This is a genomic window from Bradyrhizobium sp. Rc3b (assembly GCF_900114915.1).
Classification (GTDB): Bacteria; Pseudomonadota; Alphaproteobacteria; order Rhizobiales; family Xanthobacteraceae; genus Bradyrhizobium.
Genome location: NZ_FOUS01000008.1, coordinates 119,854 through 144,117, shown reverse-complemented (window position 1 = coordinate 144,117; position 24,264 = coordinate 119,854). Strand labels below are relative to the sequence as shown.

Annotated in this window: 23 protein-coding genes; 10 read left to right on the top strand and 13 right to left on the bottom strand. The window is 64.7% G+C overall.

The genetic code is table 11. From position 1 onward, the window contains the following. The first annotated feature begins 109 nt into the window (after positions 1-109). Genes pxpB through BM190_RS19960 form a run of 3 tightly spaced genes read left to right on the top strand, consistent with a single transcriptional unit; the run spans position 110 to position 2,679 of the window. Positions 110-841 (top strand): 5-oxoprolinase subunit PxpB, encoded by a 732-nt coding sequence (pxpB, locus tag BM190_RS19970; protein ID WP_092258043.1) that lies wholly within the window; start codon positions 110-112, stop codon positions 839-841. Next, positions 838-1,875 (top strand): 5-oxoprolinase subunit C family protein, encoded by a 1,038-nt coding sequence (locus BM190_RS19965; protein WP_092258039.1) that lies wholly within the window; start codon positions 838-840, stop codon positions 1,873-1,875. Before pxpB ends, BM190_RS19965 begins: the two co-directional genes overlap by 4 nt. A gap of 33 nt (positions 1,876-1,908) precedes the next feature. After that, entirely contained in the window at positions 1,909-2,679 is a 771-nt protein-coding gene (locus tag BM190_RS19960) for a LamB/YcsF family protein (RefSeq protein WP_018317990.1), read from the top strand. 127 nt (positions 2,680-2,806) lie between these two features. On the opposite strand, the gene BM190_RS19955 is transcribed toward BM190_RS19960, so the two are convergent. The 5 genes from BM190_RS19955 to BM190_RS19935 form a co-directional block, all read right to left on the bottom strand. Further along, on the bottom strand, positions 2,807-2,959 hold the full coding sequence (locus tag BM190_RS19955; RefSeq protein ID WP_165637618.1) for a hypothetical protein: 153 nt from the start codon (positions 2,957-2,959) through the stop codon (positions 2,807-2,809). A gap of 205 nt (positions 2,960-3,164) precedes the next feature. Continuing rightward, entirely contained in the window at positions 3,165-4,778 is a 1,614-nt protein-coding gene (locus BM190_RS19950; protein WP_092258037.1) for a sulfite reductase subunit alpha, read from the bottom strand. Beyond that, positions 4,775-6,562 (bottom strand): NirA family protein, encoded by a 1,788-nt coding sequence (locus tag BM190_RS19945; protein ID WP_177237169.1) that lies wholly within the window; start codon positions 6,560-6,562, stop codon positions 4,775-4,777. Before BM190_RS19945 ends, BM190_RS19950 begins: the two co-directional genes overlap by 4 nt. A 337-nt stretch (positions 6,563-6,899) precedes the next feature. Continuing rightward, positions 6,900-8,063 carry a CmpA/NrtA family ABC transporter substrate-binding protein gene (locus BM190_RS19940; protein ID WP_092258031.1) on the bottom strand — a complete coding sequence of 388 codons (1,164 nt, stop codon included), beginning with the start codon at positions 8,061-8,063 and terminating at the stop codon, positions 6,900-6,902. Next, entirely contained in the window at positions 8,060-8,650 is a 591-nt protein-coding gene (locus tag BM190_RS19935) for an ANTAR domain-containing response regulator (RefSeq protein WP_008564898.1), read from the bottom strand. The genes BM190_RS19940 and BM190_RS19935 overlap by 4 nt, the downstream gene beginning before the upstream one ends. A 111-nt stretch (positions 8,651-8,761) precedes the next feature. Here BM190_RS19935 and rimO point away from each other — a divergent pair, with 111 nt between their 5' ends. Beyond that, positions 8,762-10,087, top strand: coding sequence for a 30S ribosomal protein S12 methylthiotransferase RimO (gene rimO / locus BM190_RS19930; protein ID WP_092258027.1), 1,326 nt, complete (start codon positions 8,762-8,764; stop codon positions 10,085-10,087). A gap of 171 nt (positions 10,088-10,258) precedes the next feature. On the opposite strand, the gene BM190_RS19925 is transcribed toward rimO, so the two are convergent. From BM190_RS19925 to BM190_RS19915, 3 genes are all read right to left on the bottom strand, one after another. Next, positions 10,259-10,678, bottom strand: coding sequence for a carboxymuconolactone decarboxylase family protein (locus BM190_RS19925; RefSeq protein ID WP_092258024.1), 420 nt, complete (start codon positions 10,676-10,678; stop codon positions 10,259-10,261). Then, a complete protein-coding gene (locus BM190_RS19920) occupies positions 10,611-11,042 on the bottom strand; it encodes a MerR family transcriptional regulator (RefSeq protein ID WP_091963536.1) in 432 nt (143 codons plus the stop codon). Before BM190_RS19920 ends, BM190_RS19925 begins: the two co-directional genes overlap by 68 nt. 178 nt (positions 11,043-11,220) lie before the next feature. Next, entirely contained in the window at positions 11,221-12,168 is a 948-nt protein-coding gene (locus tag BM190_RS19915) for a hypothetical protein (RefSeq protein WP_092258021.1), read from the bottom strand. Between the two features lie 125 nt (positions 12,169-12,293). Here BM190_RS19915 and BM190_RS19910 point away from each other — a divergent pair, with 125 nt between their 5' ends. The 3 genes from BM190_RS19910 (at position 12,294) to BM190_RS19900 (ending at position 15,649) form a co-directional block, all read left to right on the top strand. After that, positions 12,294-13,451 (top strand): tetratricopeptide repeat protein, encoded by a 1,158-nt coding sequence (locus tag BM190_RS19910; protein ID WP_092258018.1) that lies wholly within the window; start codon positions 12,294-12,296, stop codon positions 13,449-13,451. Between the two features lie 96 nt (positions 13,452-13,547). Further along, positions 13,548-14,189, top strand: a complete 642-nt coding sequence (locus BM190_RS19905; protein ID WP_092258015.1) for a hypothetical protein — start codon at positions 13,548-13,550, stop codon at positions 14,187-14,189. A 269-nt stretch (positions 14,190-14,458) separates the two neighbouring features. Then, on the top strand, positions 14,459-15,649 hold the full coding sequence (locus BM190_RS19900) for an acetylornithine transaminase (protein WP_092258012.1): 1,191 nt from the start codon (positions 14,459-14,461) through the stop codon (positions 15,647-15,649). A 166-nt stretch (positions 15,650-15,815) separates the two neighbouring features. Here BM190_RS19900 and BM190_RS19895 read toward each other — a convergent pair whose 3' ends face one another. The 3 genes from BM190_RS19895 to pcsA all read right to left on the bottom strand — a co-directional run bounded on the left by BM190_RS19895 (position 15,816) and on the right by pcsA (position 18,363). Next, on the bottom strand, positions 15,816-16,790 hold the full coding sequence (locus BM190_RS19895; protein ID WP_018317978.1) for a quinone oxidoreductase family protein: 975 nt from the start codon (positions 16,788-16,790) through the stop codon (positions 15,816-15,818). Between the two features lie 74 nt (positions 16,791-16,864). After that, positions 16,865-17,599, bottom strand: coding sequence for a TerC family protein (locus BM190_RS19890; protein WP_092258009.1), 735 nt, complete (start codon positions 17,597-17,599; stop codon positions 16,865-16,867). Then, positions 17,596-18,363, bottom strand: a complete 768-nt coding sequence (gene pcsA / locus BM190_RS19885) for a phosphatidylcholine synthase (protein WP_092258006.1) — start codon at positions 18,361-18,363, stop codon at positions 17,596-17,598. The genes BM190_RS19890 and pcsA overlap by 4 nt, the downstream gene beginning before the upstream one ends. A gap of 86 nt (positions 18,364-18,449) precedes the next feature. On the opposite strand from pcsA, the gene BM190_RS19880 reads away from it, so the two are divergent. Beyond that, positions 18,450-19,634 carry a UbiH/UbiF family hydroxylase gene (locus BM190_RS19880; protein ID WP_092258003.1) on the top strand — a complete coding sequence of 395 codons (1,185 nt, stop codon included), beginning with the start codon at positions 18,450-18,452 and terminating at the stop codon, positions 19,632-19,634. Between the two features lie 236 nt (positions 19,635-19,870). On the opposite strand, the gene BM190_RS19870 is transcribed toward BM190_RS19880, so the two are convergent. Next, on the bottom strand, positions 19,871-20,824 hold the full coding sequence (locus BM190_RS19870; RefSeq protein WP_018317974.1) for an AEC family transporter: 954 nt from the start codon (positions 20,822-20,824) through the stop codon (positions 19,871-19,873). A 106-nt stretch (positions 20,825-20,930) separates the two neighbouring features. Here BM190_RS19870 and hspQ point away from each other — a divergent pair, with 106 nt between their 5' ends. Then, the gene (gene hspQ, locus BM190_RS19865) at positions 20,931-21,263 is read left to right on the top strand and encodes a heat shock protein HspQ (RefSeq protein WP_018317973.1); all 333 of its coding nucleotides are present in this window, start codon (positions 20,931-20,933) and stop codon (positions 21,261-21,263) included. Positions 21,264-21,337: 74 nt separating this feature from the next. On the opposite strand, the gene BM190_RS19860 is transcribed toward hspQ, so the two are convergent. Then, on the bottom strand, positions 21,338-22,156 hold the full coding sequence (locus tag BM190_RS19860; protein ID WP_018317972.1) for an invasion associated locus B family protein: 819 nt from the start codon (positions 22,154-22,156) through the stop codon (positions 21,338-21,340). A gap of 261 nt (positions 22,157-22,417) precedes the next feature. Between BM190_RS19860 and BM190_RS19855 the strand changes: the two genes are divergently transcribed. Further along, a complete protein-coding gene (locus BM190_RS19855; protein WP_177237201.1) occupies positions 22,418-24,262 on the top strand; it encodes an extracellular solute-binding protein in 1,845 nt (614 codons plus the stop codon). Positions 24,263-24,264: the final 2 nt, after the last annotated feature.

Below are 24,264 nucleotides of genomic sequence, written 5' to 3'. Positions count from 1 at the left end.
TTAATTTATTGGACTTGCGGGCGCATTTACGCGAAGCAGGGGTGAGGCGGAACTCAAGGTCGAGCCCGCTCCCGCAAAAGCCCGATTTCGACAGCTCTTCGACAGCTCAATGGCCGCGACGCTCCCCCCGCCCCGCCTTCTGCCCAGTGGCGACAGCGCCGTCACGGTCGAGTTCAGCCGCACCATCGACGACGATGCCAACCAACGCGTGCTGGCGCTGGACAAGGCGCTCGCAGCAAGCCCGATCGATGGCATCACCGAGACTGTGCCGACCTATCGCTCGCTGCTGGTGCACTACGATCCCGGCAAGATCGGTTTCGATGCGCTCGGCGACAAGCTGCTGCCGATTGCCATCCAGCCGCCGCCGCCGGTGACCAAGGCGCGGCGCTGGCGCGTTCCCGTCGCCTATGGCGGCGAGCATGGCATCGACCTCGAGGATGTCGCCAAGGCGCTGAGCACCACGCCCGACGACATCGTCGCCCGGCATGCGGGCGGCGACTACAAGGTCGCCATGATCGGATTCACGCCGGGCTGGTCCTATCTGAGCGGCCTCGACAAATCGCTGCACATGTCGCGCCGGCAAAATCCTCGGCTGCTGACGCCCGCCGGCACGATCTCGATCGGTGGCGTCCAGGCCGGGATCCAGTGCCTCGCCGCCCCGAGCGGCTGGCATCTGCTCGGCCGCACGCCGGTCAGAACCTATCAGCTCCACCGCGATCCAACCTTCCTCACCGAACCCGGTGACCGCGTGACGTTCTTCTCCATCGATCACAAGACCTTCGAGGAGCTGGACCGCGCTGCGGAAGCCGGCGAGATCGTCGCCGAGCAGGTGGACGCATGAGCCGGCTCGTCGTCGCCAGCATCGGCCCGGCTAGCTCCGTGCAGGACGGCGGACGCCACGGCGCACAGCGCTATGGTCTGACGGTCAGCGGCGCCATGGACCGCCTGTCGCTGGCTGCGGCGAACACGCTGGTCGGCAACGAGCCGTTCGCGGCCACTGTAGAGATCGGCCCGTTCGGCGCCGCCTTCACCGCGCGCGATGGCGCCGTCCGTGTTGCAATTTCAGGCGCGCCGCGCAATGCGGACGTCGCCGGGAACCCGGTCGCGATGGACACATCGGTGACGCTGAAGGACGGCGAGACGCTGACGCTGGGCTTTGCCCGCGGCGGTGCGTTCACCTATCTCGCCATCGAAGGCGCCATCAAAGGCGAGATGGTGTTCGGCAGTCTCGCCGTGAATGCCCGCGCGGGCCTCGGCAGCCCCTACCCGCGCCCGCTCCAGGCCGGTGATGAATTTTCGGTCGATGCCGCGAGCGGCGCCCCGGAATTGCGGATCGAGCTGCCAAACCCCGTGAGCGGTCCGATCCGCGTAGTGCTGGGGCCGCAGGACGACGAGTTCGACGACGCCAACAAGGCGCTGTTCCTGGACAGCGAGTGGAAGATCTCGGCGACCTCCGACCGCATGGGCTACCGGCTCGAAGGACCCGCGATCAAGCATCTGCACGGCCATAACATCGTCTCCGACGGCACGGTCAACGGCAGCATCCAGGTGCCCGGCAACGGCTCGCCGATCGCGCTGATGATGGACCGCGGCACCTCCGGCGGCTATCCGAAGATCGCAACGGTCATCACCGCCGACGTCGGCCGCCTCGCCCAGACCTCGGCCGGAACCGCGTTCCGCTTCAGGGCTGTGCGCATGGCCGAGGCGCAGGACGAGGCGAGGAAATTTGCGCAACTGATCCGCAACCTGCCCGATCGCCTGCGCTCTGCCGACACCGTCGCGCTCAACATCGAGGCGCTCAGCGATGCCAACGTCGCGGGCTATGCTGTGAGCGCCGTGGATGCCGGGACCTGGCAGGTGACGGCGGAGCCATAAACGACACGACGACCAGAGGCAGAGAGGCAACCCATGAAGACAATCGATCTCAATTGCGACCTCGGCGAAGGTTTTGGCGCGTGGGAGATGGGCAACGATCCCGCGATGATCGAGCTCGCAAGCTCGGTCAACGTCGCCTGCGGCTTCCATGCCGGCGACCCCGACATCATGCGCCGGACGGTGGAACTGGCGAAGGCGCGCGGCGTCTCGGTCGGCGCCCATCCGGGATATCGCGACCTGCACGGTTTCGGCCGCCATCCGATCGCTGGCCTGAAGGCGTCCGAGATCGAGAACCTCGTCGCCTACCAGATCGGCGCATTGCAGGCGATTGCGACCGCGGCCGGCCACAAGGTCACGCATGTGAAGGCGCATGGCGCGCTCTCCAACGTCGCCTGCGAGGACGACATGACGGCGAAGGCGATCGCCGCCGGCATCCGGGCGGTCGATCCCAGCCTGATCTTCGTCGTGCTCGCCAATTCCAAGCTGGTGAAGGCCGGCGAAGCCGCCAATCTACCGATGGTGCACGAGGTGTTCGCCGACCGCGCCTATGAGGACGACGGCAATCTCGTCTCGCGCAAGAAGCCCGGCGCGGTGCTGCACGACGCCAAGGCGATTGCCGACCGCGTGGTGCGCATGGTGCAGGACGGCGCGGTGGTCTCGGTGACGGGCAAGGTCATCAAGATGCGCACCGACACGGTGTGCATTCATGGCGACACGCACGGCGCCGTCGAGATCGCGCGGACCTTGCGTCAGGCGTTGAAGGATGCAGGGATCGAAGTGGCGCCGTTCAAGCGCGGGGCGTGAGGCACATCAGGTGCCGCGGTGCCGTAGGGTGGGCAAAGGCGCATAGCGCCGTGCCCACGATCTCTGTCTGATTGACACAGGCGGTGGGCACCTTCGCTTGCCCACCCTACGAGACCGAGCAGGATCTTTAGAACGGGTGTATCGACAACGTGCCGAACACGATCGCCGCGATCACGGCAAACGCACTGTAGAGCGCGAAATGATGCATGCTCGCCCCGGTCCGACGCGAGAGCGAGCGCGCGTAGAAGTGCAGCCTGGCTTCCGCCGATAGTTCGCGCATGGTCGATCTCCAACGCCCCATTTGTAGGATTATGAGGGATCAACCAGGGCGGGAGGCAAGATGCCGGAGGAAATAGCGATGCGCCTCCTCCGAAGCGGCCGCATCGCAGACGTAAATTCTCTCCAGGTGCAGGTTCCGAGAATCTTATTCGTTCAAATTCGAGCCGGTTGGAACCGGCTCGGATGACAGTAGCCCGACGATCGCCTTAGTACACGTCAGCCTGGAAGCGGCCGGTCTTCTTGAGCTCGGCGACGAAACTAACGGCTTCGTCGGTCGAACGCGCCCCGAACTGGGCGACGATGTCGACCAGCGCACGCTCGACGTCCTTGGCCATGCGCTTGGCATCGCCGCAGATGTAGAGATGCGCGCCTTCGGCGAGCCAGGTCCACACCTCGCGGCCGACCTCGCGCATACGGTCCTGCACGTAGAACTTCTTCTCGCCGTCGCGCGACCAGGCCAGCGACATGCGCGTCAGCAGACCCGAGGTCTTCATCGCATTGAGCTCCTCCTGGTAGAAGAAGTCGCAATCGCTGCGCTGATGGCCGAAGAACAGCCAGTTCTTGCCGGGCGCGCCGGTCGCCTTGCGATCGAGCAGGAAAGCACGGAACGGCGCGATGCCGGTGCCGGGACCGATCATGATCACGGGCGTCTTCGGGTCCTGCGGCAGGCCGAAACCGTGCGCCTTCTGCACATAGACCTTGAGATTCTCGCCTTCTGTGATGCGCTCGCCGAGGAAGGTCGAGGCGACACCGAGACGCTTGCGCTTGCCGACGACGTAGCGCACGGAATCGACGGTCAGCGACAGCTTTCCGGGCGTCGCATTGTGCGAGGACGAGATCGAGTAGAGCCGCGGCTGCAGCGGCTCCAGCGCCTCGACGAAAGCCTCCGGATGCGGCCGCGTACCCGAAAACTTCTGCAGCGCCGCCATGACGTCGAGCGTGGCGGCATCGCCGTCGGGATCCTCGCCCTGCGCCAGCGCCCGCGCCTTCTCGCGCTGCGCGCCGCCGGTGATGAAGGAGATCAATTCGAACAGCGTGTCGGGTGCCGGCGACAGCGAGACGTCGTCGATCAGCACCTCGCGCAACGTCTTGCCGTTGACCTTGGTGGTGTGGGAGGCGCCGAGCAGCGCGATGATCTGGTCGACGAGGCCGACCTCGTTGCGCGCGAACACGCCAAAACTGTCGCCCACGACGTAGTCGAGCTTGCTCTCGGAGAGATCGAACTCGACGTGATAGGTTTCCTTCTCGGACTTGCCCTTGTTGAGCAGACGGCGCGAGAGGAAGGTCGCGGTCACGGGGTTGTCGCGCGAGCGGCCCGGCTCCGCGATCGTCACGGTCACGGCCGGCGCGGTCACCGCGTCCGTCTTGTCCGCCGCCTTGGCCGCCGGCGCCTTGTCCAGCTCCTCGTACAGCGACTTCAGCATCCGCGCGGTTTCCTTGCCGCCGGGAACACAGAGGTTGAGCCGTGCTTCGCTGCGGCCCGCGATCGCCTCCGAATAGTCGTAGCAATTGTAGCCGCACTGGCCGCAATCCTGCTGCGCCATCGCCGCCATCATCTTGCGGCGGACGGGACGGCCCTCCGCAAGCTTCATCCGGTCGGCGATCGGCATGGTCTGGTCGTGCCAGGGCGCCTCGCCGTCGTCACCGTCGCCGGCTGCGCCCTGCATGACGGCGGCGCCCTGCTCCGCTGACAGCGGCGCGGCGACATCAGGCGACAACAGCCCGGCAAAGAAGCCGTTCAGCCAGGAGCGCTGCGCGTCGGAGAACGGGGCGCTGGCGGGGATGATATCGAGTTTCGGCGGAGGCGTGATCTGGTTCATGCGGACACCTGTGCATCGGCAAGCTTGCGCAGCGTTTCGCCGTCATGGCGGCGCGCAAAGGACAGGAAGGTTTCGTCGGGTGACGAGCGATGGGCGATATAGGCCTTGAGCAGTCCTTCGACCGTCTTCGGTGCGTCCTCGGCCTTGAGGTCGTGATAGACCTCCTGCCCGACATCGGCGTCGGGGCCGAACCCGCCACCCGTGAAGAGGTGATAGCCCTCGACCGTGTCGTCCTCGTTCACCGGCACGCGCGCACCGATCAGGCCGATATCACTGATGTAATGCTGTGCGCATGAATGGTGGCAGCCAGTGACATGGATGTTGACCGGCTTGTCCATGGCGACGCGCGGCTCGCACCAATCACCGATCTCGGCCGCGCTGCGCTTGGTGTTGGACGCCGCGAAACGGCAGCCGGCGTTGCCGGTGCAGGCGATCAGTCCGGCGCGGATGTGCGAAACCTCGACCGCGAGCCCGATCTGCTTGATGGCAGCGATGGCGAGTTCGATGTTCTCGTCGCGCACCCCTGATATCAGCAGGTTCTGCCAGACCGTCAGGCGGATCTCACCGTCGCCGAGGTCGCGCGAGACCTTAGCGAGACCGCGCATCTGATCGCAGCTGAGCTTGCCGAGCGGCAGCGACACGCCGATCCAGTTGAGACCGTCCTGCTTCTGCTTGTGCACGCCGACATGCGCCATGCGGTCCGCCGCGGGCCGAGGCGCGAACGCCTCTTCCGGCACACGCGTGAACGGCGTCTTCAGCCGTTCCTCGACAAGCTTGAGAAAGCCGTCATGGCCCATGGCGTCGAGCACATATTTCAGCCGCGCCTTGTTGCGGTTGGTGCGGTCGCCATGGTCGATGAACACGCGCACGATGGCATCGGCGACGGCCGTCGCCTGCTCCGGCTTGACGATGATGCCGGAATATTTCGCAAAGTCCTTGTGGCCGGTGATGCCGCCGAGGCCGAGGCGGAACCAGATTCCGGGCTCGACGCCAAAACCGTCCTTCACCTCATACGCCGTGAAGGCGATGTCGTTGGTCTCCTCGAGCACCGCGATCTTGCCGGCGCCGTCGAAGGCGACGTTGAACTTGCGCGGCAAGCCGTAGAGCGAGCGATCGTTGAGGATGTGGTAGTGCCATTCGCGCGCATAGGGCCGCGTGTCGATGATCTCCTGCGGATCGATGCCGGCCGTCGGCGTACCCGTGACGTTGCGGATGTTGTCGGCGCCGGAGCCGCGCGAACACAGGCCGAGGTCCTGGATACCCTCGATCAGCTTCACGGCATTCTTCGGCGGAATCTCGCGAAGCTGGAGATTGGCGCGCGTCGTGACGTGGCTGTAGGGACCGCAGAGCTCGTCGGCGAGATCGGCAAGGCCCGACATCTGCCAGTGCTTCATGATGCCGTTCGGAATCCGCAGGCGGCTCATGTAGGAGTCCTGCGTCGGCGCGACATAGAAGATGCCGTAATAGCGCCAGCGGAAATTGTCCGCCGGGCTCGGCGGCGTGTTGTCGAGCGCTTGCTGGCGCAGCCGCGGATAAGCATCGAAGGGATGCTCGTCGCGCTTGAACTTCTCCTGGTCGGCGAGCTTCTTGCCCGACGCGATGACCTTGTCCTGCGCCTTGATGTGCACGGCATCGGGACCAACAGGCTCGGCGTTCGGCTTGCCGGCGCCGCCTCCGCCGCCGAGACCGCGACCGACCCGGCTGATCTGCAGACCGGTCGTAAAACCTTCGAGATAGCGTTTCTGCTCGTCGGTAAAGTCGACTGCGAGCGTATCGATTTTCATGGTCGGTAACGAAGCTCCTGCGGCCACCTGGGTGGCATCGACGGACATTGGCGCGACCCGCGAGGAACTGGGCTGGCCCTTAAGAGCCGGCTTCGTTTCCCGACGGTCCGATCAGCTTCGTTGCTGCGGGACTCGGCTCAGCAGGCACCTGTGACAAGCTGGCCGCACTGCAACATTCAAGTTGCGTGCCAGCTTGGCCAAAATGGAAAATATCGCTATTTCAAATAATTAGGTGCCACCCCGAGAATTCCCGGGCGGCAAGCTTTCACGAAATTCGGGCAGCCGGATCAAACTTTGGGCAATGAAACTTACTGCCTAAAAAATACGCAGGCCCGAATCAAGCCTTCCATCGCCCGACCTCGAAGGCCCTAAGATGCCCCTGGATGTCGTCGGGATTGAACACCGGGCCGGCGAATGCCCCGAACGCGGCGGGAGCCTGCTCGGGCGGCCGGCGGCCGAGGGCCGCATCGTAGAGGTCGGGCCTGAAAACGGCCATCGCCGTCTTGACACCCTCCGGACTGAGCGCCGTCTGCCCCCAACGCACCATCTGCGCATAGAGCCAGGCGGCCTGGACCGGATCGGGCCGCCCCGCCTCTTCCCGCCCCACCAGGAGATAGCGGCCGCTTTCGCGGAACGTGCCGTCAGGGGAGATCTTCAGCCGCCCAGTCAGGGTGCGCTGGATCACTTCGGCATCGACGCCGATCCGCTCGGGCTGCGCCAGAATATGCGCCGCCTCAGCCAGGTTCGCGGGCTGCTCGATGAACTCGGCCCCCTTCACCGCCGCGCGCACCAGGCTGGCGACGACGTCCGGATGCGTGTCGGCCCAGACCTGGCGAACCGCCAGCACCTTCTCCGCCGCGCGCACGAGAATGTCGGAGACGAAATGCAGGATGTGACCGATGCCGAGATCGACGGCGATCGAATTCCAGGGCGCACCGACGCAGAACGCATCGACATGGCCGCTCTTGAGGCTGTCGACCATGTAGGGCGGCGGCAGCACCACGAGGCGGACGTCTTCGTCGGGATCGACCCCGGCCGCGGCCATCCAGAACCGCAGCTGGTAATTGTGGGTCGAGAACGGGAAGGTCATGCCGAAAGTCAGCGGCTCGGCACCCGCCTTGCGCCGCTTGGCAACCACCTTCGCCAGCGCTTTCGCCGTGGCCATCGGATCGAAGCGGTCGCCGTCGATCTCCTCCATCAGCGCCGCATGGAGCGCCGGCGACACCGTAATCGCGTTGCCGTTGATGCCGAGACTGAAGGGCGCGGCGATCGGTACCTTGACGTGACCGAGCCCGAGCGAGGATGCGATCGCCACGGGCGCGAGCAGATGAGCGGCGTCGAACAGGCCGATATTGAGCTTGTCGCGGACGTTGGACCAGGACACCTCGCGCACCAGCTCGACCTCGAGCCCTTCGGCGGCGGCAAATCCCTTGTCGACGGCGACGATCAGCGCTGCGGCATCGACCAGCGGGATGAACCCGATGCGGAGGGGAACGGTCATTTCAGCATCTCCGACGCGGTGATGATCGACTGCGCGATCTCGCCGATTTTCTTCTTCTCGCGCATGGCGGTGGAGCGCAGCAGCACGTAGGCCTCGTCCTCGGTGAGGCCCTTCACCTTCATCAGGATGCCCTTGGCGCGTTCGATGATCTTGCGGTCCTCGAGCTGCGACTTGGTGCGCTCGAGCTCCTCCTGGAGCTTGGCAAAGGCGTTGAAGCGGGACACGCAGAGGTCGAGGATCGGCTTGATGCGCTCCTTCTTCAGCCCGTCGACGATGTAGGCGGATACCCCCGCCTCGACCGAGGCCTGGATCGAGGCTGAATCGCTCTGGTCGACGAACATGGCGATCGGCCGCTTCACGGCGCGGCTGACCTGGAACATCGCCTCCAGCACGTCGCGGCTGGGGTTCTCGAGATCGATCAGGATGATATCGGGGTCGACCGCATAAATACGGGCAAGCAGGCTCTGCATTTCGCGGATATGGACCACTTGCGTGAATCCGGCCTCCCGCAATCCTTCCTCCAGGATCGCAGCGCGGATCGGGCTTTCGTCGACGATCACGATTTTGGGCGACTGTTCGGCGCTCATAGCTCACTCACGGCAGGTGATTCATCCATAGCACGCCGGAACGCCCTGCAAAGGGTTGTAATTGTGGGCAATTGGGACTAGCTCAGGCCGGTCAATCAGGCAGATTTGGATATGGATCAGACGGCTGCGCCCAAGGTCAGCTTCGTGTCGCTCGGGTGTCCCAAGGCATTGGTGGATTCCGAGCGCATCATCACGCGCCTGCGCGCCGAGGGCTATGAGCTCGCCCGCAAGCACGATGGCGCCGATATCGTCATCGTCAACACCTGCGGCTTCCTCGACAGCGCCAAGCAGGAATCGCTGTCGGCGATCGGCGAGGCCATGGCCGAGAACGGCAAGGTGATCGTCACGGGCTGCATGGGCGCGGAACCCGAGCAGATCGAGCAGGCCTATCCCGGCGTGCTCTCGATAACCGGTCCGCAGCAATATGAAAGCGTGCTCGACGCCGTGCACCGCGCGCTGCCGCCGGCCCACAACCCGCATGTGGACTTGGTGCCGCCGCAGGGCATCAAGCTGACGCCGCGCCACTACGCTTACTTGAAGATCTCCGAAGGCTGCAACAACCGCTGCACCTTCTGCATCATTCCGAAGCTGCGCGGCGACCTCGTCTCGCGTCCGGCCAATGACGTGCTGCGCGAGGCCGAACGCCTGGTCGGCGCCGGCGTCAAGGAGCTCTTGGTGATCTCGCAGGACACCTCGGCCTATGGCATCGATCTCAAATATGCCGAGAGCCCGTGGAAGGACCGCCAGGTCCGCGCCAAATTCCTCGACCTCGCGCGCGAGCTCGGCGAGCTCGGCGCATGGGTCCGGCTGCAATATGTCTACCCCTACCCGCATGTCGACGAGGTCATCGCGCTGATGAACGAGGGCAAAGTGCTGCCCTATCTCGACATCCCGTTCCAGCATGCAAGCCCCGAGGTGCTGAAGGCGATGAAGCGCCCGGCGGCACAGGACAAGACGCTGGCGCGGATCAAGCGCTGGCGCGAGGAATGTCCTGATCTTGCCTTGCGCTCGACCTTCATCGTCGGCTTCCCCGGTGAGACCGACGCAGATTTTGCCTATCTGCTCGACTGGCTCGATGAAGCCGAGATCGATCGGCTCGGCTGCTTCAAATACGAGCCGGTTGCGGGCGCGACATCGAACGCGATCGAGAACCCGGTGCCGGAAGAGGTCAAGCAGGAGCGCTACAATGCGCTGATGGCCCGCCAGCAGAAGATCTCCGCGCGCAGGCTGAAGCGCAAGGTCGGCACCCGCCAGCAGATCATCATCGACGAGGTCGGCCCGACGGTGGCCAAGGGCCGCTCCAAGGCCGATGCTCCGGAGATCGACGGCGCGGTGTATCTGACGAGCCGCCGCCCCTTGCGCGTCGGCGAGATCGTCACCGCGAAGATCGAGCGCGCCGACCAGTACGATCTACACGGCAGCGTCGCGGGGTTCTGAGGCTCCAAGACGCCGGCAGTCCTTGCGGTCCCCAGGGGCGAGACCGGCGTGAAACCGTCTCATGGTTTCCCCGGCGATGAGTGCTCGGCGCGGACGGCGCCGGGGCAAGGCACGTGCGGGAAGCTGCTATGCCCAGGCTGCCGAGCAGAAATAGAGCTTAGAGCAGGTTCGTCATGTCGTGTTGCCCGACGGCTCCTGTCCGTGCTGCGCGGCGAACACCTCCTTGGCTGCGAACAGCCCGTTCACTGCCGCAGGGAAGCCAGCATAGACGGCCATCTGCATGATGATCTCCACGATCTCGTCGCGAGAAAGGCCGACGTTCAGCCCCGCCTCGATATGCACTTTGAGCTGAGGCGCGGCATTTCCGAGCGCCGTCAGCGCGGCGATCGTCGCGATCTCTCGATCGCGCAGGCCGAGATCCGGGCGGCAGTAAATGTCGCCGAAGGGAAACTCGATCACGTAGCGTGCGAAATCCGGAGCGATGTCGGCGAGTGAGGCGACGACCTTTTCGCCGGCCTTGCCGTCAATGCGTGACAGGGCCCGCTGGCCGCGATCGAAGCGGCTTTCGGCGTGTGTTTGGGCGTGCGTCATTTTCCTTCGTCCTCTGTTCGTCGCCGGCGTAGCCGGCAATCTTGGTATCAAGGACGAGCAGGCATTCCTGGAGTTCGGCAATCTGCGTGCGAACCTGTTCTCGATGGATTTCCAGCATCTGCCGCCGGGCTGGCCCGGTGGCGTCGCCGTCATCACGAAGCGCCGCGTAACGCAACATGTCCCGGATTGGCATTCCGGTGGTCTTGAGCCGACCGAGGAATTCGATCCATGTGAGGATTGATGCGTCAAAATCACGTTGACCGGAGCGATCCCGGTCAGCGTATGGAAGCAGCCCGATGCGCTCATAGTAGCGCAGCGTGTGAGTCGACAAGCCGGTTCGTCTTGCAAGGTCGCCGATCTTCATGTGTGCCCGTTCTCGTACTGACGCACGTACAGATACCCCTTCGAGCGCGCTCTAAGTCAAGAGGGATCGAAGGTGGCGTCCCCGCGAGGTCAAGCAAGGGCTAGAACGCACTGATGGCGCGACAGCGGAAGGTCTCGGCGCGCCCGGCTGCACGGCAGCCCCGCGGAATTCCGAAGGTTCAGGAGGTCGCCAGCCATTTCGGCACCCAGCGCTCAGGCCGGGGTGCGCGGGCGAGATCGGCCTTCGCCTCGGAGAGCAGCGCCGGCTCGCCGTCGATGGTCGGGCGTAGGTCGTATTCGAAATTCGGCATGACGCGGCCGTCGGCATAGAGCCCAAAATTCATCGCGTACCACAGGCCAAGCTCGGGCTGGGCGCGGCGCATCTCCTCGCGCAGGTCGCGCAGCAGGGATTCGATCGAGGCGGCTTCCTCGAACGGCTGTGGTCCGTGCGAGAGCACGCGCGCCTCGTATTGCCTGCCGACGATCGCGATCTCGAATCTCGTCCGGTCCCAGGGCTTCTTGCCCTTGGGCAGATGGGCGGCCAGCCGCCAGCCGAGCTCGGCCATCAGGCGGTGATTGGCCCAGTAGTCTTCGCGATCCCGGCTCCATTTTTCCATGAAGCCGCGGAAGTCAGGCAGTTCCGACGAATTCTCGTCGGGCGTCGCCGGCTCGCCGAGCGGCCGTCCGGCCAGCCATTGCGCGAGCTCGACCGTCTGCGGCTCGACCTCGTCATGCGGCTTGAGATCGCTCCAGGCATTGTCGAATTGTTGCGATGTCAGTTTGGCGAGCAGGCCGTCGAGGCTCGGCGCCAGCAGCTCGTAGTCGCCCTCCGAGCCCAGTCCCACGATCGGCGGATTGTCGCGGTCGAGACCGGCGCCGTACCAGCCGCCGACGGCCGAGCCGTCCGGCAGCCGCATGAACAGCGAAAACCTGTCCCGCAAGGGGCTGCCGTCGGTGATCGGCGCGTGATCCGAGAACTGGCCCTGCAGCGAGAAACAGCCGACGCTGCCCCAGGGTCGCCCCTTGAGCCAGGTGGCAAAGTCGACCAGCAACGGCGGCGCTTCGATACCCGGCGGAAATGCGCCGCGAATGCTGTCGAGGTCGATGGGATAAGGCGTATCGGACAAGGCTGAAAACTGTCTGGTTGGTCCCGTCCCTCTTGGTCTCGCCCGAATTGCTTCCGGTTCGAACCAAGTCGCGTCCTTCGATCACAAACGCGCTAGAGGCGCAATGGTTTCGATGCGGTACGCAAATGGAATACGACGAAACATCAGGAATTTGGTTCAAGCTGTCGGCCATCGGCCTCACGATGGCCCTGCTCGCGCTGTCCACCCCCGCTGCGGCGCGATCCCCCTCAGCCGCACAGCTGCGCCAATGGTGTTACGAGGACGACGACATGGGCCACGAGGAACGGCGCACCGAGGGCTGCTCGGCCGTGCTCAAGGCCAATCCCAACGATGTGCATGCGCTCGCCAATCGCGGCGAGATGCTTCGGCGCAAGGGCGACGCCGCGCGTGCGCTGGTGGACTTCAACCGTGCGATCGAGCTCAATCCTGGGCATTCCGACCTCTGGTACAACAGGGGAATTGCCCATGACGATCTCGGCGAGAAAGATCACGCCATTGCCGACTACACGCGTGCCATCCGGCTGAACGCCCGCGACCCGCTCTACTACAACAACCGGGGCAACTCCCACATTCACAACAAGGCGTACGAGCGCGCGATGGCCGACTACGATCAGGCCATCAAACTCGATCCGAATTTCGCGCTCGCCTATTTCAATCGCGGCACCGCCTTCAGCAACCACGGCGACGACGCGAGTGCACTTGCGGACTTCGATCTGTCGATCAAGCTCAACCCGAACTACGGGCCGGCCTACGGCAACCGCGCCCGCGTCTATCGCGACCGCGGCGACCGTCCCCGAGCGCTGGCCGATTTCGCCAAATCGATCGATCTCAGTCCGAACAACGACCGCGACTTCTATGCGCGCGCGAACATGTATTTCGATACGCACGACTACACGCTGGCGCTCGACGATTACGACCGCTCCATCAGAGCGAATGCGAGCCGTGCGGACGTGTTCAATTCGCGATGCTTCACCCGCGCGATCGTCGGCCGCCTGCAGGAGGCGCTGGCCGATTGCGAGCAGTCGCTGAAGATGGCTCCCAACGATGCCGACACGCTGGACAGCCGCGCCCTCGTCCATCTCAAGCTCGGCAACCTCGACGCGGCGATTGCCGATTACGATGCCGCGCTGAGCATCAAGCCGGGGCTCGACGGCTCGCTCTACGGCCGCGGATTGGCGAAGCGCAAGAAGGGTGACGGTGAAGGCGCCGAGCGCGACATCGCGGCCGCAAAGGCAATCAATGCCGGCATCGCCGATGTATTCTCGCATTACGGCGTCGAGTAACCGTCACGCAGGAATGTGACACTATAGTGCATTCACGCAGAGGTCACGGACTCGTCCTAGTTCTGCCGCGCCTTTCAACGCGAGCGAGGAATGAGAATGAGCCGTCTCTCGAACATGCTGCGCAGGCAGCGCTTCGACGATTACCGCTTCTACCACCAGAGCACCGTCAACCAGACCCTGCATCTCGTCAGCGCCGTGATCTTTCTCGGCTGCTACGCCTTGCTGTTCAAGGACGCAGCGCTCGCGGGTATCGTCGGCTGGCTTGCGATGCTGACGCGGCAGACCGGGCATTTCTTCTTCGAGCCGAACGGCTATGATACCGTCAACGACGTCAGCAACGACTACAAGGAAGCGGTCAAGGTCGGCTACAACCAGACCCGCAAGATCGTCCTGCTGCTGGTGTGGGGCAGCGCGCCGGTTGCGCTGTACGCGTTCCCTTCCCTGTTCGGGCTGTTCGAGCCGCCCGCCACGCGTCTCGATTTCGTCCGTCACGTCGGCACGCTCTGGCTCGCGATCGGCGTCAGTGGCGGTCTTGCCCGCATGCCCCAGCTCTTCGCCATGCGTGACGTCACGACCGGCCTCGTCTGGGTGTTCAAGGTGCTGACCGACCCCTTCCACAACATCGCTCTGTACTGGAATTCGCCGCCCAAGCTACTGCGCGGTGAGCTGATCGACACCGCGATCGCGGACGCGGATTGGGGCGATGAAGAGGCCGAGGAGGCCGCGCACCCGACGTGACGATGCACGCTCGGCGAGCATCCTGCAAAATGCCTGCTTGACAAGCCCTGCTATTCGGCTGTACGGACGCGCCCCATGATCAATTTCCGGACCCACCTGCGCACCGAAATGCTCCGTCGTCGCTCCCGCGACGATGAGAGGGTGCGCCATGTCCGACGACGCCGCTGAACCACTGAATTCAGCTGAAGTTTTCGAGAAGGCCGCACCCGCAAGGTGCGGCCTTTCTGCTTTTTGCGCCCGTTTTCCACCCGTCTCCAGAGGAGTTCGACATGACCACGCATCCGTACGACGCGCTGATGGACATCACCGCACGGCCCAAGGCCGTGTTCGTCCGCGGCGCGGGCTCCTACCTCTGGGACGACGGCCGCAAGCGCTATCTCGATTTCGTGCAGGGCTGGGCCGTCAACTGCCTCGGCCACTCCCCGCCCGCGGTTGCCGACGCGCTTTCCGCACAGGCCAGGCGGCTGCTGACGCCGAGCCCTGCCTTCTACAACGAGCCGAGCCTCAAGCTGGCTCAAGCGCTGGTCGCGAACAGCGCCTTCGACCAGGTATTCTTTGCCAATTCCGGCGCGGAAGCCAACGAGGGTGCGATCAAGCTCGCGCGCAAATATGGCAGCCTGCACAAAGGCGGCGCGTTCGAGATCATCAGCTTCGAAGGCGGCTTTCACGGCCGAACGCTGGCGACGATGTCGGCCTCGGGCAAGAAGGCGTTCGAGCCGCTGTTCGAGCCGAAAGTATCAGGCTTCAAGAAGGCGAAGCTGAACGACATCGCCTCGGTCGAGAAGCTGATCAACGACAACACCGTCGCGGTGATGCTCGAGCCCATCCAGGGTGAATCAGGCGTCTGGCCGGCGACCGATGCATTCCTTCAGCAGCTACGCGCGCTGACCGATGCGCACGGCCTGCTGCTCATTTTCGACGAGATCCAGACCGGCATCGGCCGGACCGGAAAACTCTTCCACTACGAGCACACCGGGATCGCGCCCGACATCATGACGCTCGGCAAGGGTATCGGCGGCGGCGTACCGCTCGCTGCCCTGCTCGCGACCGAACGCGCCTCGTGCTTCGAGCACGGCGACCAGGGCGGCACGTTCAACGGCAACCCGATCATGTGCGCGGCGGGGCTCGCCGTGCTCGAGGAGGTCAGCAAGTCCGACTTCCTGAAGCAGGTCGCCGAGACTGGCCTCTTGCTCGAGAGCGAGCTGCAGAAGGTCTCGGCCCGGCACGGCCTCGGCGGTGTGCGGGGACGCGGGCTGCTGCTCGCGCTCGACCTCAAGCTGCCGATCGCGCCCGGCATCGTCGCGCAGGCGTTCGAGGAAGGCGTGCTTCTCAACGCGCCGCAGCTCGACACGCTGCGCTTCATGCCGGCGCTGAACGTCGCGAAGGCAGAGATCGCCGAGATGATCGATTGTCTCGATGGGATCTTGACCAAGGCCGGCGCGGCACGGCGCGTGGCGTAGCAACTGTTTCGTTCTCCTGGAGGCAGTGCCGTAGGGTGGGCAAAGCGAAGCGTGCCCACCACTCAGAAAGGGTGGGCACGGCGCTTCGCACCTTTGCCCACCCTACGAGAGCAGCATCCGCGGAGACAGTTCTCGATTTCTTCGCTTCGCTCGCAATGACGGGAGCCTACGGCTTCAAAATCGAAGCTCCCGTGGTCTTGCGGCTTTCGAGATCGATATGCGCCTTCGCGGCATCCTTCAGCGCGTAGGCGTGGTTGATCGGCACGTGCAGCTTGCCGTTGATAACGGCGGCGAACAGCGTGTCGGCGCCTTCGAGCAGCTCCTTGCGCGTGCCGACGTAATCGTTGAGCTTCGGCCGCGTCGCAAACAGCGAGCCGTGATTGTTGAGCTCGGCGATCGCGAACGGCGGCACCGGCCCGGAGGCGTTGCCGAAGGAGACGAACATGCCGCGCGGCTTCAGGCACGACAGCGAGCCCGGGAAGGTCGCCTTGCCGACGCCGTCATAGACGACGTCGCAGCCCTCATTGCGGCTGATCTGCTTGACGCGCGCGACGAAGTCCTCCTCGTTGTAGAGGATGACGTGATCGCAGCCATTGGCCTCGGCGAGCTCGGCCTTCTCGCGCGAGCCGACCGTGCCGATGACGTGGGCCCCGAGCGCCCTCGCCCATTGGCAGGCCAAAAGGCCGATGCCGCCGGCGGCGGCATGGACCAGAACGCGGTGATGCGGCTCGACCTTGAAGGTCTTGTGCAGGAGATACCACACCGTCAGCCCCTTGAGCATCAGCACGGCGCCCTGCTCGTGGGTGATGTGATCGGGCAACTTGACCAGCTTCTCCCAGGGAATGTTGCGCTCGCCAGTATAAGCTCCGAGATTGTGGTAGTAGGCAACGCGATCGCCCGGATGGAAATGCGTCACGCCGGGCCCGACGGCGATGACCTCGCCCGAGGCCTCGTTGCCGGCAATGAAAGGCAGCCCCGGCGCCTTGTAGAGACCGGTACGGTAATAGACGTCGATGAAGTTCAGGCCGACCGCATGCTGGCGGATGCGCACCTCGCCGGGGCCGGGCGCCGGGACATCGACGCTCTCATAGACCAGGGCTTCTGGGCCCCCGACCTTGTGCACACGGACCGCTTTGGTCATCACCTGACCTCCTCTTCTCAAAGGCCAGCGAAAGACATCGCGCCCGCCTTGTCAACTCGATGTAGCTGGAACGCCTAAACCGACGGCGTGCTGGTCTTCCTGCGATTGCGCTTGGCCAGCACGTTGAAGAATTCAACGGCCGCCGAGAACGCAATTGCAAAATAGATGTAGCCCCGCGGAATATGGAATTGGAATCCGTCCGCGACCAGCGCGACGCCGATCAGCACGAGGAACGCCAGCGCCAGCATTTTCGTGGTCGGATGCTCCGCGACGAAGCGCGACACCGGGCCCGACGAAATGTACATGATCAGGCAGGCGATCACGACCGCCGCGATCATGATCTCGACGTCCTGGGCCATGCCGATCGCGGTGATGATCGAATCCAGCGAGAACACGATGTCGATGACGATGATCTGGATGATCACCCAGAAGAAGGCGCTGCCGCCGGGTTTCTGATCGCCCTCGCCGTCATCGGCCTCGAGCTCGGCGTGGATCTCGTGCGTCGCCTTCGCGATCAGGAACAGGCCGCCGCCGATCAGGATGAGGTCGCGCCAGGAGAAGTCCGAACCCTTGAATGAAAAGACCGGCGCGGTCAGGCCGATCAGCCAGACCAGGACGCTGAGCAGCATGATGCGGAAGACCAGCGCGAGAGCGAGCCCGATCTTGCGGGCGCGATCGGCCTGCTGCTGGGGGATACGCGAGACGATCACCGACAGGAAGATGACGTTGTCGATGCCGAGCACGATCTCGAGCGCAGTCAGGGTGAGCAGCGCGGCCCAGGCTTCGGGGCTGGTCAACAGATGCATCATGCGAAGGATCTTACCAGTCGTATCAACGCATCGCTGAAGCTGATCCAGAGCGCGATCGCGCAGAGTGCGACGGTGACGCCGGCGCCGACGCGGAAATCCATCTCCAGCACGTAGAGGGCGAGCAGCGCCCAGATCGCGATCAGCGACATCGTCAGCCAGCGCAGCCGCACGACGCGGACCGGATGCAGCACGTGAAACGGCACGAAGGTCAGCACGACGAGCGCGGCCACCAGCAGCGTCGACCACAGCGGCGGCCAGTGCAGCAGGAACAGATAGAACGCCGCCGCATTCCACAGCGCCGGGAAGCCGCGGAAATGATTGTCGTCCGCCTTCATGCGCAGATCGGCGAAATATAGTGCGCTGGTGACGATGATGACGACGCCGAGCAAGGGCGCCGCGACCGGCAGCAGCAGGCCGCTGGCGACGATCGCGTAGGCCGGCACGAAGACATAGGTGACGAAGTCGACCACGAGATCGAGCACGTCGCCCGACCAGTTCGGCTGCACGTTCTTGACGTCGAGCCGGCGCGCGATCGGCCCGTCGACCGCGTCGATGATCAGGGCGACGCCCAGCCATTGAAACATCGCCGCCCAGTGCTCGCGCACGGCCTCCAGCATCGCCAATAGCGCGATCGCCGCGCCGAACGCGGTGAAGATGTGCACCGAAAAGGCCGCGGCGCGGATCGCCGGTTTCGGCTTCAGGGAATCCTGCTGGGTATCCATGGCTTCTGCTATCAGAATGAGGCCGGTTTGCACATCCGCCATTGCGGCGCCCGGTCGCACGATCCGTCAGAAAATCAGGCGGAATCAGCGGGCTTGAATTTGCCGCCGGGCGTGTCATTTGTCGTTCCATGACAGACGCATCGACACTCCATGACGCCGCCGTGATCGGCGGTGGACCGGCCGGACTTGCCGCAGCGATCGCGCTGGCGCAGGCGGGTGCCCGGACCGCACTGGTGGCGCGGCGCATTCCCTATGCCGACAACCGCACCACCGCGCTGCTCGGCGCCTCCGTCGAACTGCTGGAGACGCTCGACGTCTGGTCCCGCTGCAAGGATAAGGCCGCCGCGCTGGAGGTCATGCGCCTCGTCGACGACACCGGCCGGCTGTTCCGCGCGCCGGAGGTCCGGTTCTCCTGTCACGAAATCGCGCTCGACGCCTTCGGCTACAACATCGACAACCGCTCGCTGATGCTGGCGCTGGAAGCGCGTGCGGCTGAGCTGCCCAATCTCGTCCGTTTCGACGACGAGGCTGAAAGCGTCGTCATCGAAGCCGACGACGTCGCGGTCCGCACGGCCTCCGCGCAATTTCTCTCGGCCCGCCTGGTGGTCGGCGCCGACGGCCGGCATTCGCTGTGCCGGGAAGCTGCCGGCATCGCGGTGACGCGGCGCGAGCTGACGCAGACGGCGCTGACCTTCAACGTCGGTCACACGCGGCCGCATCGCAATGTCTCGACCGAGTTCCACACGCCGCATGGCCCTTGCGTGTTCGTGCCCCTGCCCGGCGACCGCTCCAGCATCGTCTGGGTCTCGGCGCCTGCGGAGGCCGAACGGCTCCGCGGCCTCAGCGATGCCGAGCTGTCGGCCGCGATCGAGAAGCAGTCGCATTCGATCCTCGGGCGCATGACCGTCGAGCCCGGGCGCAACCTGTTCCCCCTCGCGATCGAACGTCCAAAATCCTTCGGCCGCGACCGCATTGCGCTGGTCGGCGAAGCAGCCCATGTGGTTCCGCCGATCGGTGCCCAGGGCCTCAATCTCGGCCTGCGCGATGCCGCCGACATTGCCAGGCTCGCGGGCGAGGTCATTGCAGCCGGCCAGGATCCCGGCGCGCCCGACCTGCTCAAGCGCTACGACCGCGCGCGGCGTCCGGACGTTTTGAGCCGCACCTTTGCGATCGACATCGCCAACCGCTCGCTGCTCAACGATTTCCTGCCGCTCCAGCCGGTCCGCGCCGTCGGCATGCACTTGCTCGGCGCCATCGGCCCGCTCCGGCGATTTGCGATGCGCGAGGGCCTGACGCCGACCTGGCGGCGGTAGTTCTCAGGCGCGATAGCGCGCGATGAATTGGATTAAGTTCGATCGAGCCGCGGGCTCGGTGCAACCTCTCCCGCTTGCGGGGGAGGTCGGCGCGAAGCGCCGGGTGGGGGCTCTCTCCTTTTAGGGATTTTCTCTGCAGACTTCAGACAATCCCAATGTGGAGATATCCCCTCCCCAACCCTCCCCCGCAAGCGGGAGAGGGGGCGCACCGTTCGTATCGCCAGCAGTTCTGGCTCTCACGGAAACACCAGCCGTCCGCTCTGAAGCAGCCACATCACGCTGGTCAGCGTGACCACGGATGCAAAGGTCCCGAGCAGCACCGCGACGGAGGCGGATTCGATCCAGGCATCGTTCTGCCGGGCGATGACGAACACGTTCAGCGCCGGCGGCAGCGAGGCCATCAGCACGGCGGTCGCAGCCCAGGGCTGCGCGAAGGGGCCGAACGCCAGCATCAGGCCGAACGCCGCCAGCGGATGGATCAGGAGCTTGACCGCGATCACGCCCGGCACTTCCCACGGCACCCGGTCGAACGGACGCAGCGCCACGGTCACGCCGAGCACGAACAGAGCGGTCGGAGCGGCGGCGTTCTGGAGGAAGGTGATGGTGCGATCGAGCGCGACCGGCATCTCGATATGCAGCGCCGCGACCGCGGCACCGAAGCAGGCCGACATGATCAGCGGGTTGAGCACGATCTGCTTCAGCACGACGCCGAAGGCATGCACGATCGAGGGATGGTCGCGGTCGGAGAGCTCGATCAGGAGCGGCACGATCGTGAACAGGAAGATGCTGTCGCAGCAGAAGATCAGCGCGGTCGGCGCCGCAGCCTTGGTCCCGAGCACAGCGAGCGCCAGGCCAGGACCCATATAGCCGATATTGCCGTAGCCGCCGGAGAGACCTGCGAGCGTCGCCTCGCGCAATGTCAGCCGTCCCAGAACCTTGCCGACCACCAGCGCCAGGGTGAATGCCGCAACCGTCGACAGCGTGGTCGCGACCAGGAACGGCGGGTTGTTCAATTCCGCAAACGGCGTCTTCGACATGATCGCAAACAGCAGCGCCGGCAGCGACACGTAGAGCAGGAAGAAGTTCATCCAGGCGAGGCCCGATTCCGGCAGGGACTTGGCCTTGCCGCAGGCAAAACCGACGAAGATCAAACCGAAATAAGGTAGCGCCAGATTGAGGATATCGACCATCGGTGAAGTATTTTCTGAAGACTTGGGGGCTATCTGCCCCTGAAGTGAACGTTAATTCCAGATGAGGCCACTAGCATCGGCCACAATCCTGGTCTATCGACGGGGAATGATTAAAGCGCGGACCGCCAAATTCCAGATCGGACAGGTCGTACGCCACCGGATCTTCTCGTTCCGGGGCGTGATCTTCGACATCGATCCGGAATTCAACAACACCGAGGAGTGGTGGCTGTCGATCCCCGAGGAGGTGCGGCCCCACAAGGACCAGCCGTTCTACCACCTGCTCGCGGAGAACGCGGAATCCGAATACGTCGCCTACGTGTCCGAGCAGAACCTGTTGCCGGACGAATCCGGCGAGCCGATCCGGCACTCGCAGGTGGCCGAGATCTTCATCAAGAACAAGGATGGCGGCTACCGCCCGCGCAATCCCTCGCTGAACTGAATTTCACTGGCAGAGGGCTAGCAAAAAAGGCGCTCGTGAGAGCGCCTTTTTCATGTCCAGGACCCTGGTCCCGATTACTTCTGGCCGGCCGGAGCGGCCCCTGGGGCAGCACCGCTCTGCTCGAGCTTCTTGCGCTGCTCATCAGCCTTCTTCTGAAGCTCTTCCTGGAGCTTCTTCTGATTTTCCTCGAACACCTTCGGATCGGTCGGCGGACCGTCATAGGCCTTCTGGAATTCGCCGGCGAGCGGCAACGGCAGGGTCAGCGGCGCGCCGTTGGCATTGATCGCCTGGACAACGAGATTCTGGCCCTTCTTCATGCTGTTGATGAGCTCGGGCGTCGCCTCGTAATCGGACATGCAGCCGTTCTGGAAACAGATCACATAGGGCTGCTGCAGCGGCGCGTTGCTGTCGACGATGATGCGGGTGCCGTGCACGAGCTGCATGCCGAGCGGCAGCGTCACGCGCAGGATCTTCTTGGGCTCGCCTTCCGGCTCGATGATGACGGCGGCGATGACCGGCTGGCCCGATTCGATGCGGCCGTCCTTGCCGGTGAAGCAGACCTGCTTGGCGTTGGCGTCCTGGCCCTTCAGGCAGAACTTGGTCCAGGGGGCGTAGATCAGCTGGATCTGCTGATCGGCGGGCTGAGCCGCGCCCTGCTGCGCCGGAGCGCCTGCAGCGGGGGCCTGCTGGGCGGGGGCCTGAGCGGCCGGTGCCGGAGCCTTCGGGGCGGCCTTGGGAGGCGCTTTCGGGGCCGGAGTCGCCTTGGGCGCACCCGGGGCCGGCGCCGGGGTCTGGGCCTCGGCGGCAAACGGAACGGCCAACGCCGTCGCCGTCAACAGGGCGAGAAGTCGCCCACGCGGCCGGACGGACGCGGCCAAGTAACGGAAATTCATTGCGGAAAACCCTTTCTGAACGGGAAGCGCCCGAACCGCTCCGAAGCGCCGAACCAAGCCGCCTTGGGCGCGGCTCTCTTCCCGTCAATTGAGGCAGATAAGTGACGGGCTCGGCGCTCTTGCGCGATTGCCCGCCTTCTTAACGTGGCCGACGAAAAGATCAATGCCGACAACCGTCTTTGGCCACATCCGCGGCTGCGCCCGGTGAAATTCCCTGTGATAGGATTCGAGGCTAGCCGGTCCTCGAATCAACGTGTGCCGATGTTCAAGTTCCAGCGCCTTTTCGAGGGCCCCGGTCTCCGCCTTTGCGTCCTTGGCTCTATGCTCGCGGTCGGGCTGTCCGCTGGCGGCGCGCGGGCCGAGGAAGCCCACGCCATCGCCATGCACGGCAAGCCGGCGATGCCGGCCGATTTCACCCACATGCCCTATGCCAATCCCGATGCCCCCAAAGGCGGCCGCTTGACCTGGGGTGTTCTCGGAACCTTCGACAGCCTCAATCCCTTCATCGTGAGGGGATTGGCCGTGCAGCAGATGCGGAGCTACGTGGTCGAGAGCCTGCTCGCGCGCGGCAATGACGAACCGTTCACGCTCTATGGCCTGCTCGCCAGGAGCGTCGAAACCGACGACGAGCGAAGCTTCATCACGTTCCACCTCGATCCGCGCGCCCGTTTCTCCGACGGCAAGCAGGTCACGGCCGAAGACGTGCTGTTCTCCTGGCAGCTGCTGCGCGATCATGGCCGTCCCAACCATCGGCAGTACTACGCCAAAGTCGCCAAGGCCGAGGCGACCGATTCCCTCACCGTCCGCTTCGACCTCGCAGGCGCCAACGACCGCGAGCTGCCGCTGATCCTCGGCCTGATGCCGATCCTGTCGAAGCAAGCGGTCGACGTCGCGACCTTCGAGGAGACGACGCTGGCGAGCCCGATTGGCTCCGGACCCTATCGCGTCACGGCCGTGAAGCCCGGCGCCAGCGTGACGCTGACCCGCAATCCCGACTATTGGGGCCGCGACCTTGCCATCAACCGCGGGCTCTACAATTTCGACGAAATCCGGCTCGACTATTTTCGCGAGGCCAACGGCCAGTTCGAAGCCTTCAAGCGCGGCCTTTATGATTTCCGCGTCGAGCACGAGCCGCTGCGCTGGCACGACGGCTACGATTTTCCGGCCGCAAAAAGCGGCGAGGTGATCCGTGACACCGTCAAGCCGGGCCTGCCGCAACCCTCCGAATTCCTGGTGTTCAACACCCGCCGTCCGATCTTCGCCGACATCCGCGTGCGCCAGGCGCTGACGCTTCTGTTCGATTTCGAGCTGGTCAACCGCAACTACTTTTTCGGACTTTATTCGCGCGTGGCCGGCTATTTCGCCGGCTCGGACCTGTCGGCCTATGGCCGGCCTGCGGACGCGCGCGAGCGCGAGCTGCTCAAACCCTTCGCCGCGCAAATTCGGCCCGACATCATGGACGGCAGCTACCGCCTTCCCGTGACCGACGGATCGGGACGCGATCGCACCACGCTGCGCGCGGCGCTGAAGCTGCTGTCGGACGCCGGCTACGAGCTCGACGGCACGGTGCTGCGCAACCGCGCGACCAAGGCGCCCTTCACCTTCGAGATCCTGGTCACGACCCGCGATCAGGAGCGTATCGCGCTCGCGTTCCAGCGCGACCTCAAGCGCGCCGGCATCGAGCCGAGCGTGCGAACCGTCGATCCCGTGCAGTTCGACCAGCGCCGGCTCGCTTACGAATTCGACATGATCCAGAACCGCTGGGACCAGTCGCTGTCGCCCGGCAACGAGCAATATTTCTATTGGGGCAGCGCTGCCGCGGACAATCCGGGGACGCGCAACTACATGGGCGCCAGGGATGGCGCGGTCGATGCCATGATCGCCGCCCTGCTCGAGGCCCGTGAACATACGGATTTCGTCTCGTCGGTGCGGGCGCTCGACCGCGCCCTGATCGCGGGCTTCTACACAATCCCCCTGTTTAACGTATCCGAGCAATGGATCGCGCGCTGGAATCGGATAGAACGGCCCAAGGCCACCTCACTCTCAGGCTATCTGCCGGAGACCTGGTGGTCGAAGGGGCAGCCGCAAGCTCATCAAGCAAAGTGACG

Excerpts from the sequence above, each read along its gene's own strand:
- BM190_RS19955 (WP_165637618.1), bottom strand. The coding sequence starts at position 2,959 with ATGCGCGAACTATCGGCGGAAGCCAGGCTGCACTTCTACGCGCGCTCG.
- BM190_RS19925 (WP_092258024.1), bottom strand. The coding sequence starts at position 10,678 with ATGACGCACGCCCAAACACACGCCGAAAGCCGCTTCGATCGCGGCCAG.
- hspQ (WP_018317973.1), top strand. The coding sequence starts at position 20,931 with ATGATTAAAGCGCGGACCGCCAAATTCCAGATCGGACAGGTCGTACGC.
- BM190_RS19960 (WP_018317990.1), top strand. The coding sequence starts at position 1,909 with ATGAAGACAATCGATCTCAATTGCGACCTCGGCGAAGGTTTTGGCGCG.
- BM190_RS19950 (WP_092258037.1), bottom strand. The coding sequence starts at position 4,778 with ATGAACCAGATCACGCCTCCGCCGAAACTCGATATCATCCCCGCCAGC.
- BM190_RS19880 (WP_092258003.1), top strand. The coding sequence starts at position 18,450 with ATGACAGACGCATCGACACTCCATGACGCCGCCGTGATCGGCGGTGGA.
- BM190_RS19870 (WP_018317974.1), bottom strand. The coding sequence starts at position 20,824 with ATGGTCGATATCCTCAATCTGGCGCTACCTTATTTCGGTTTGATCTTC.
- BM190_RS19910 (WP_092258018.1), top strand. The coding sequence starts at position 12,294 with ATGGAATACGACGAAACATCAGGAATTTGGTTCAAGCTGTCGGCCATC.
- BM190_RS19895 (WP_018317978.1), bottom strand. The coding sequence starts at position 16,790 with ATGACCAAAGCGGTCCGTGTGCACAAGGTCGGGGGCCCAGAAGCCCTG.
- BM190_RS19965 (WP_092258039.1), top strand. The coding sequence starts at position 838 with ATGAGCCGGCTCGTCGTCGCCAGCATCGGCCCGGCTAGCTCCGTGCAG.
- BM190_RS19900 (WP_092258012.1), top strand. The coding sequence starts at position 14,459 with ATGACCACGCATCCGTACGACGCGCTGATGGACATCACCGCACGGCCC.
- BM190_RS19920 (WP_091963536.1), bottom strand. The coding sequence starts at position 11,042 with ATGAAGATCGGCGACCTTGCAAGACGAACCGGCTTGTCGACTCACACG.
- pcsA (WP_092258006.1), bottom strand. The coding sequence starts at position 18,363 with ATGGCGGATGTGCAAACCGGCCTCATTCTGATAGCAGAAGCCATGGAT.
- BM190_RS19935 (WP_008564898.1), bottom strand. The coding sequence starts at position 8,650 with ATGAGCGCCGAACAGTCGCCCAAAATCGTGATCGTCGACGAAAGCCCG.
- BM190_RS19940 (WP_092258031.1), bottom strand. The coding sequence starts at position 8,063 with ATGACCGTTCCCCTCCGCATCGGGTTCATCCCGCTGGTCGATGCCGCA.
- rimO (WP_092258027.1), top strand. The coding sequence starts at position 8,762 with ATGGATCAGACGGCTGCGCCCAAGGTCAGCTTCGTGTCGCTCGGGTGT.
- BM190_RS19860 (WP_018317972.1), bottom strand. The coding sequence starts at position 22,156 with ATGAATTTCCGTTACTTGGCCGCGTCCGTCCGGCCGCGTGGGCGACTT.
- BM190_RS19855 (WP_177237201.1), top strand. The coding sequence starts at position 22,418 with ATGTTCAAGTTCCAGCGCCTTTTCGAGGGCCCCGGTCTCCGCCTTTGC.
- pxpB (WP_092258043.1), top strand. The coding sequence starts at position 110 with ATGGCCGCGACGCTCCCCCCGCCCCGCCTTCTGCCCAGTGGCGACAGC.
- BM190_RS19945 (WP_177237169.1), bottom strand. The coding sequence starts at position 6,562 with ATGAAAATCGATACGCTCGCAGTCGACTTTACCGACGAGCAGAAACGC.
- BM190_RS19890 (WP_092258009.1), bottom strand. The coding sequence starts at position 17,599 with ATGATGCATCTGTTGACCAGCCCCGAAGCCTGGGCCGCGCTGCTCACC.
- BM190_RS19905 (WP_092258015.1), top strand. The coding sequence starts at position 13,548 with ATGAGCCGTCTCTCGAACATGCTGCGCAGGCAGCGCTTCGACGATTAC.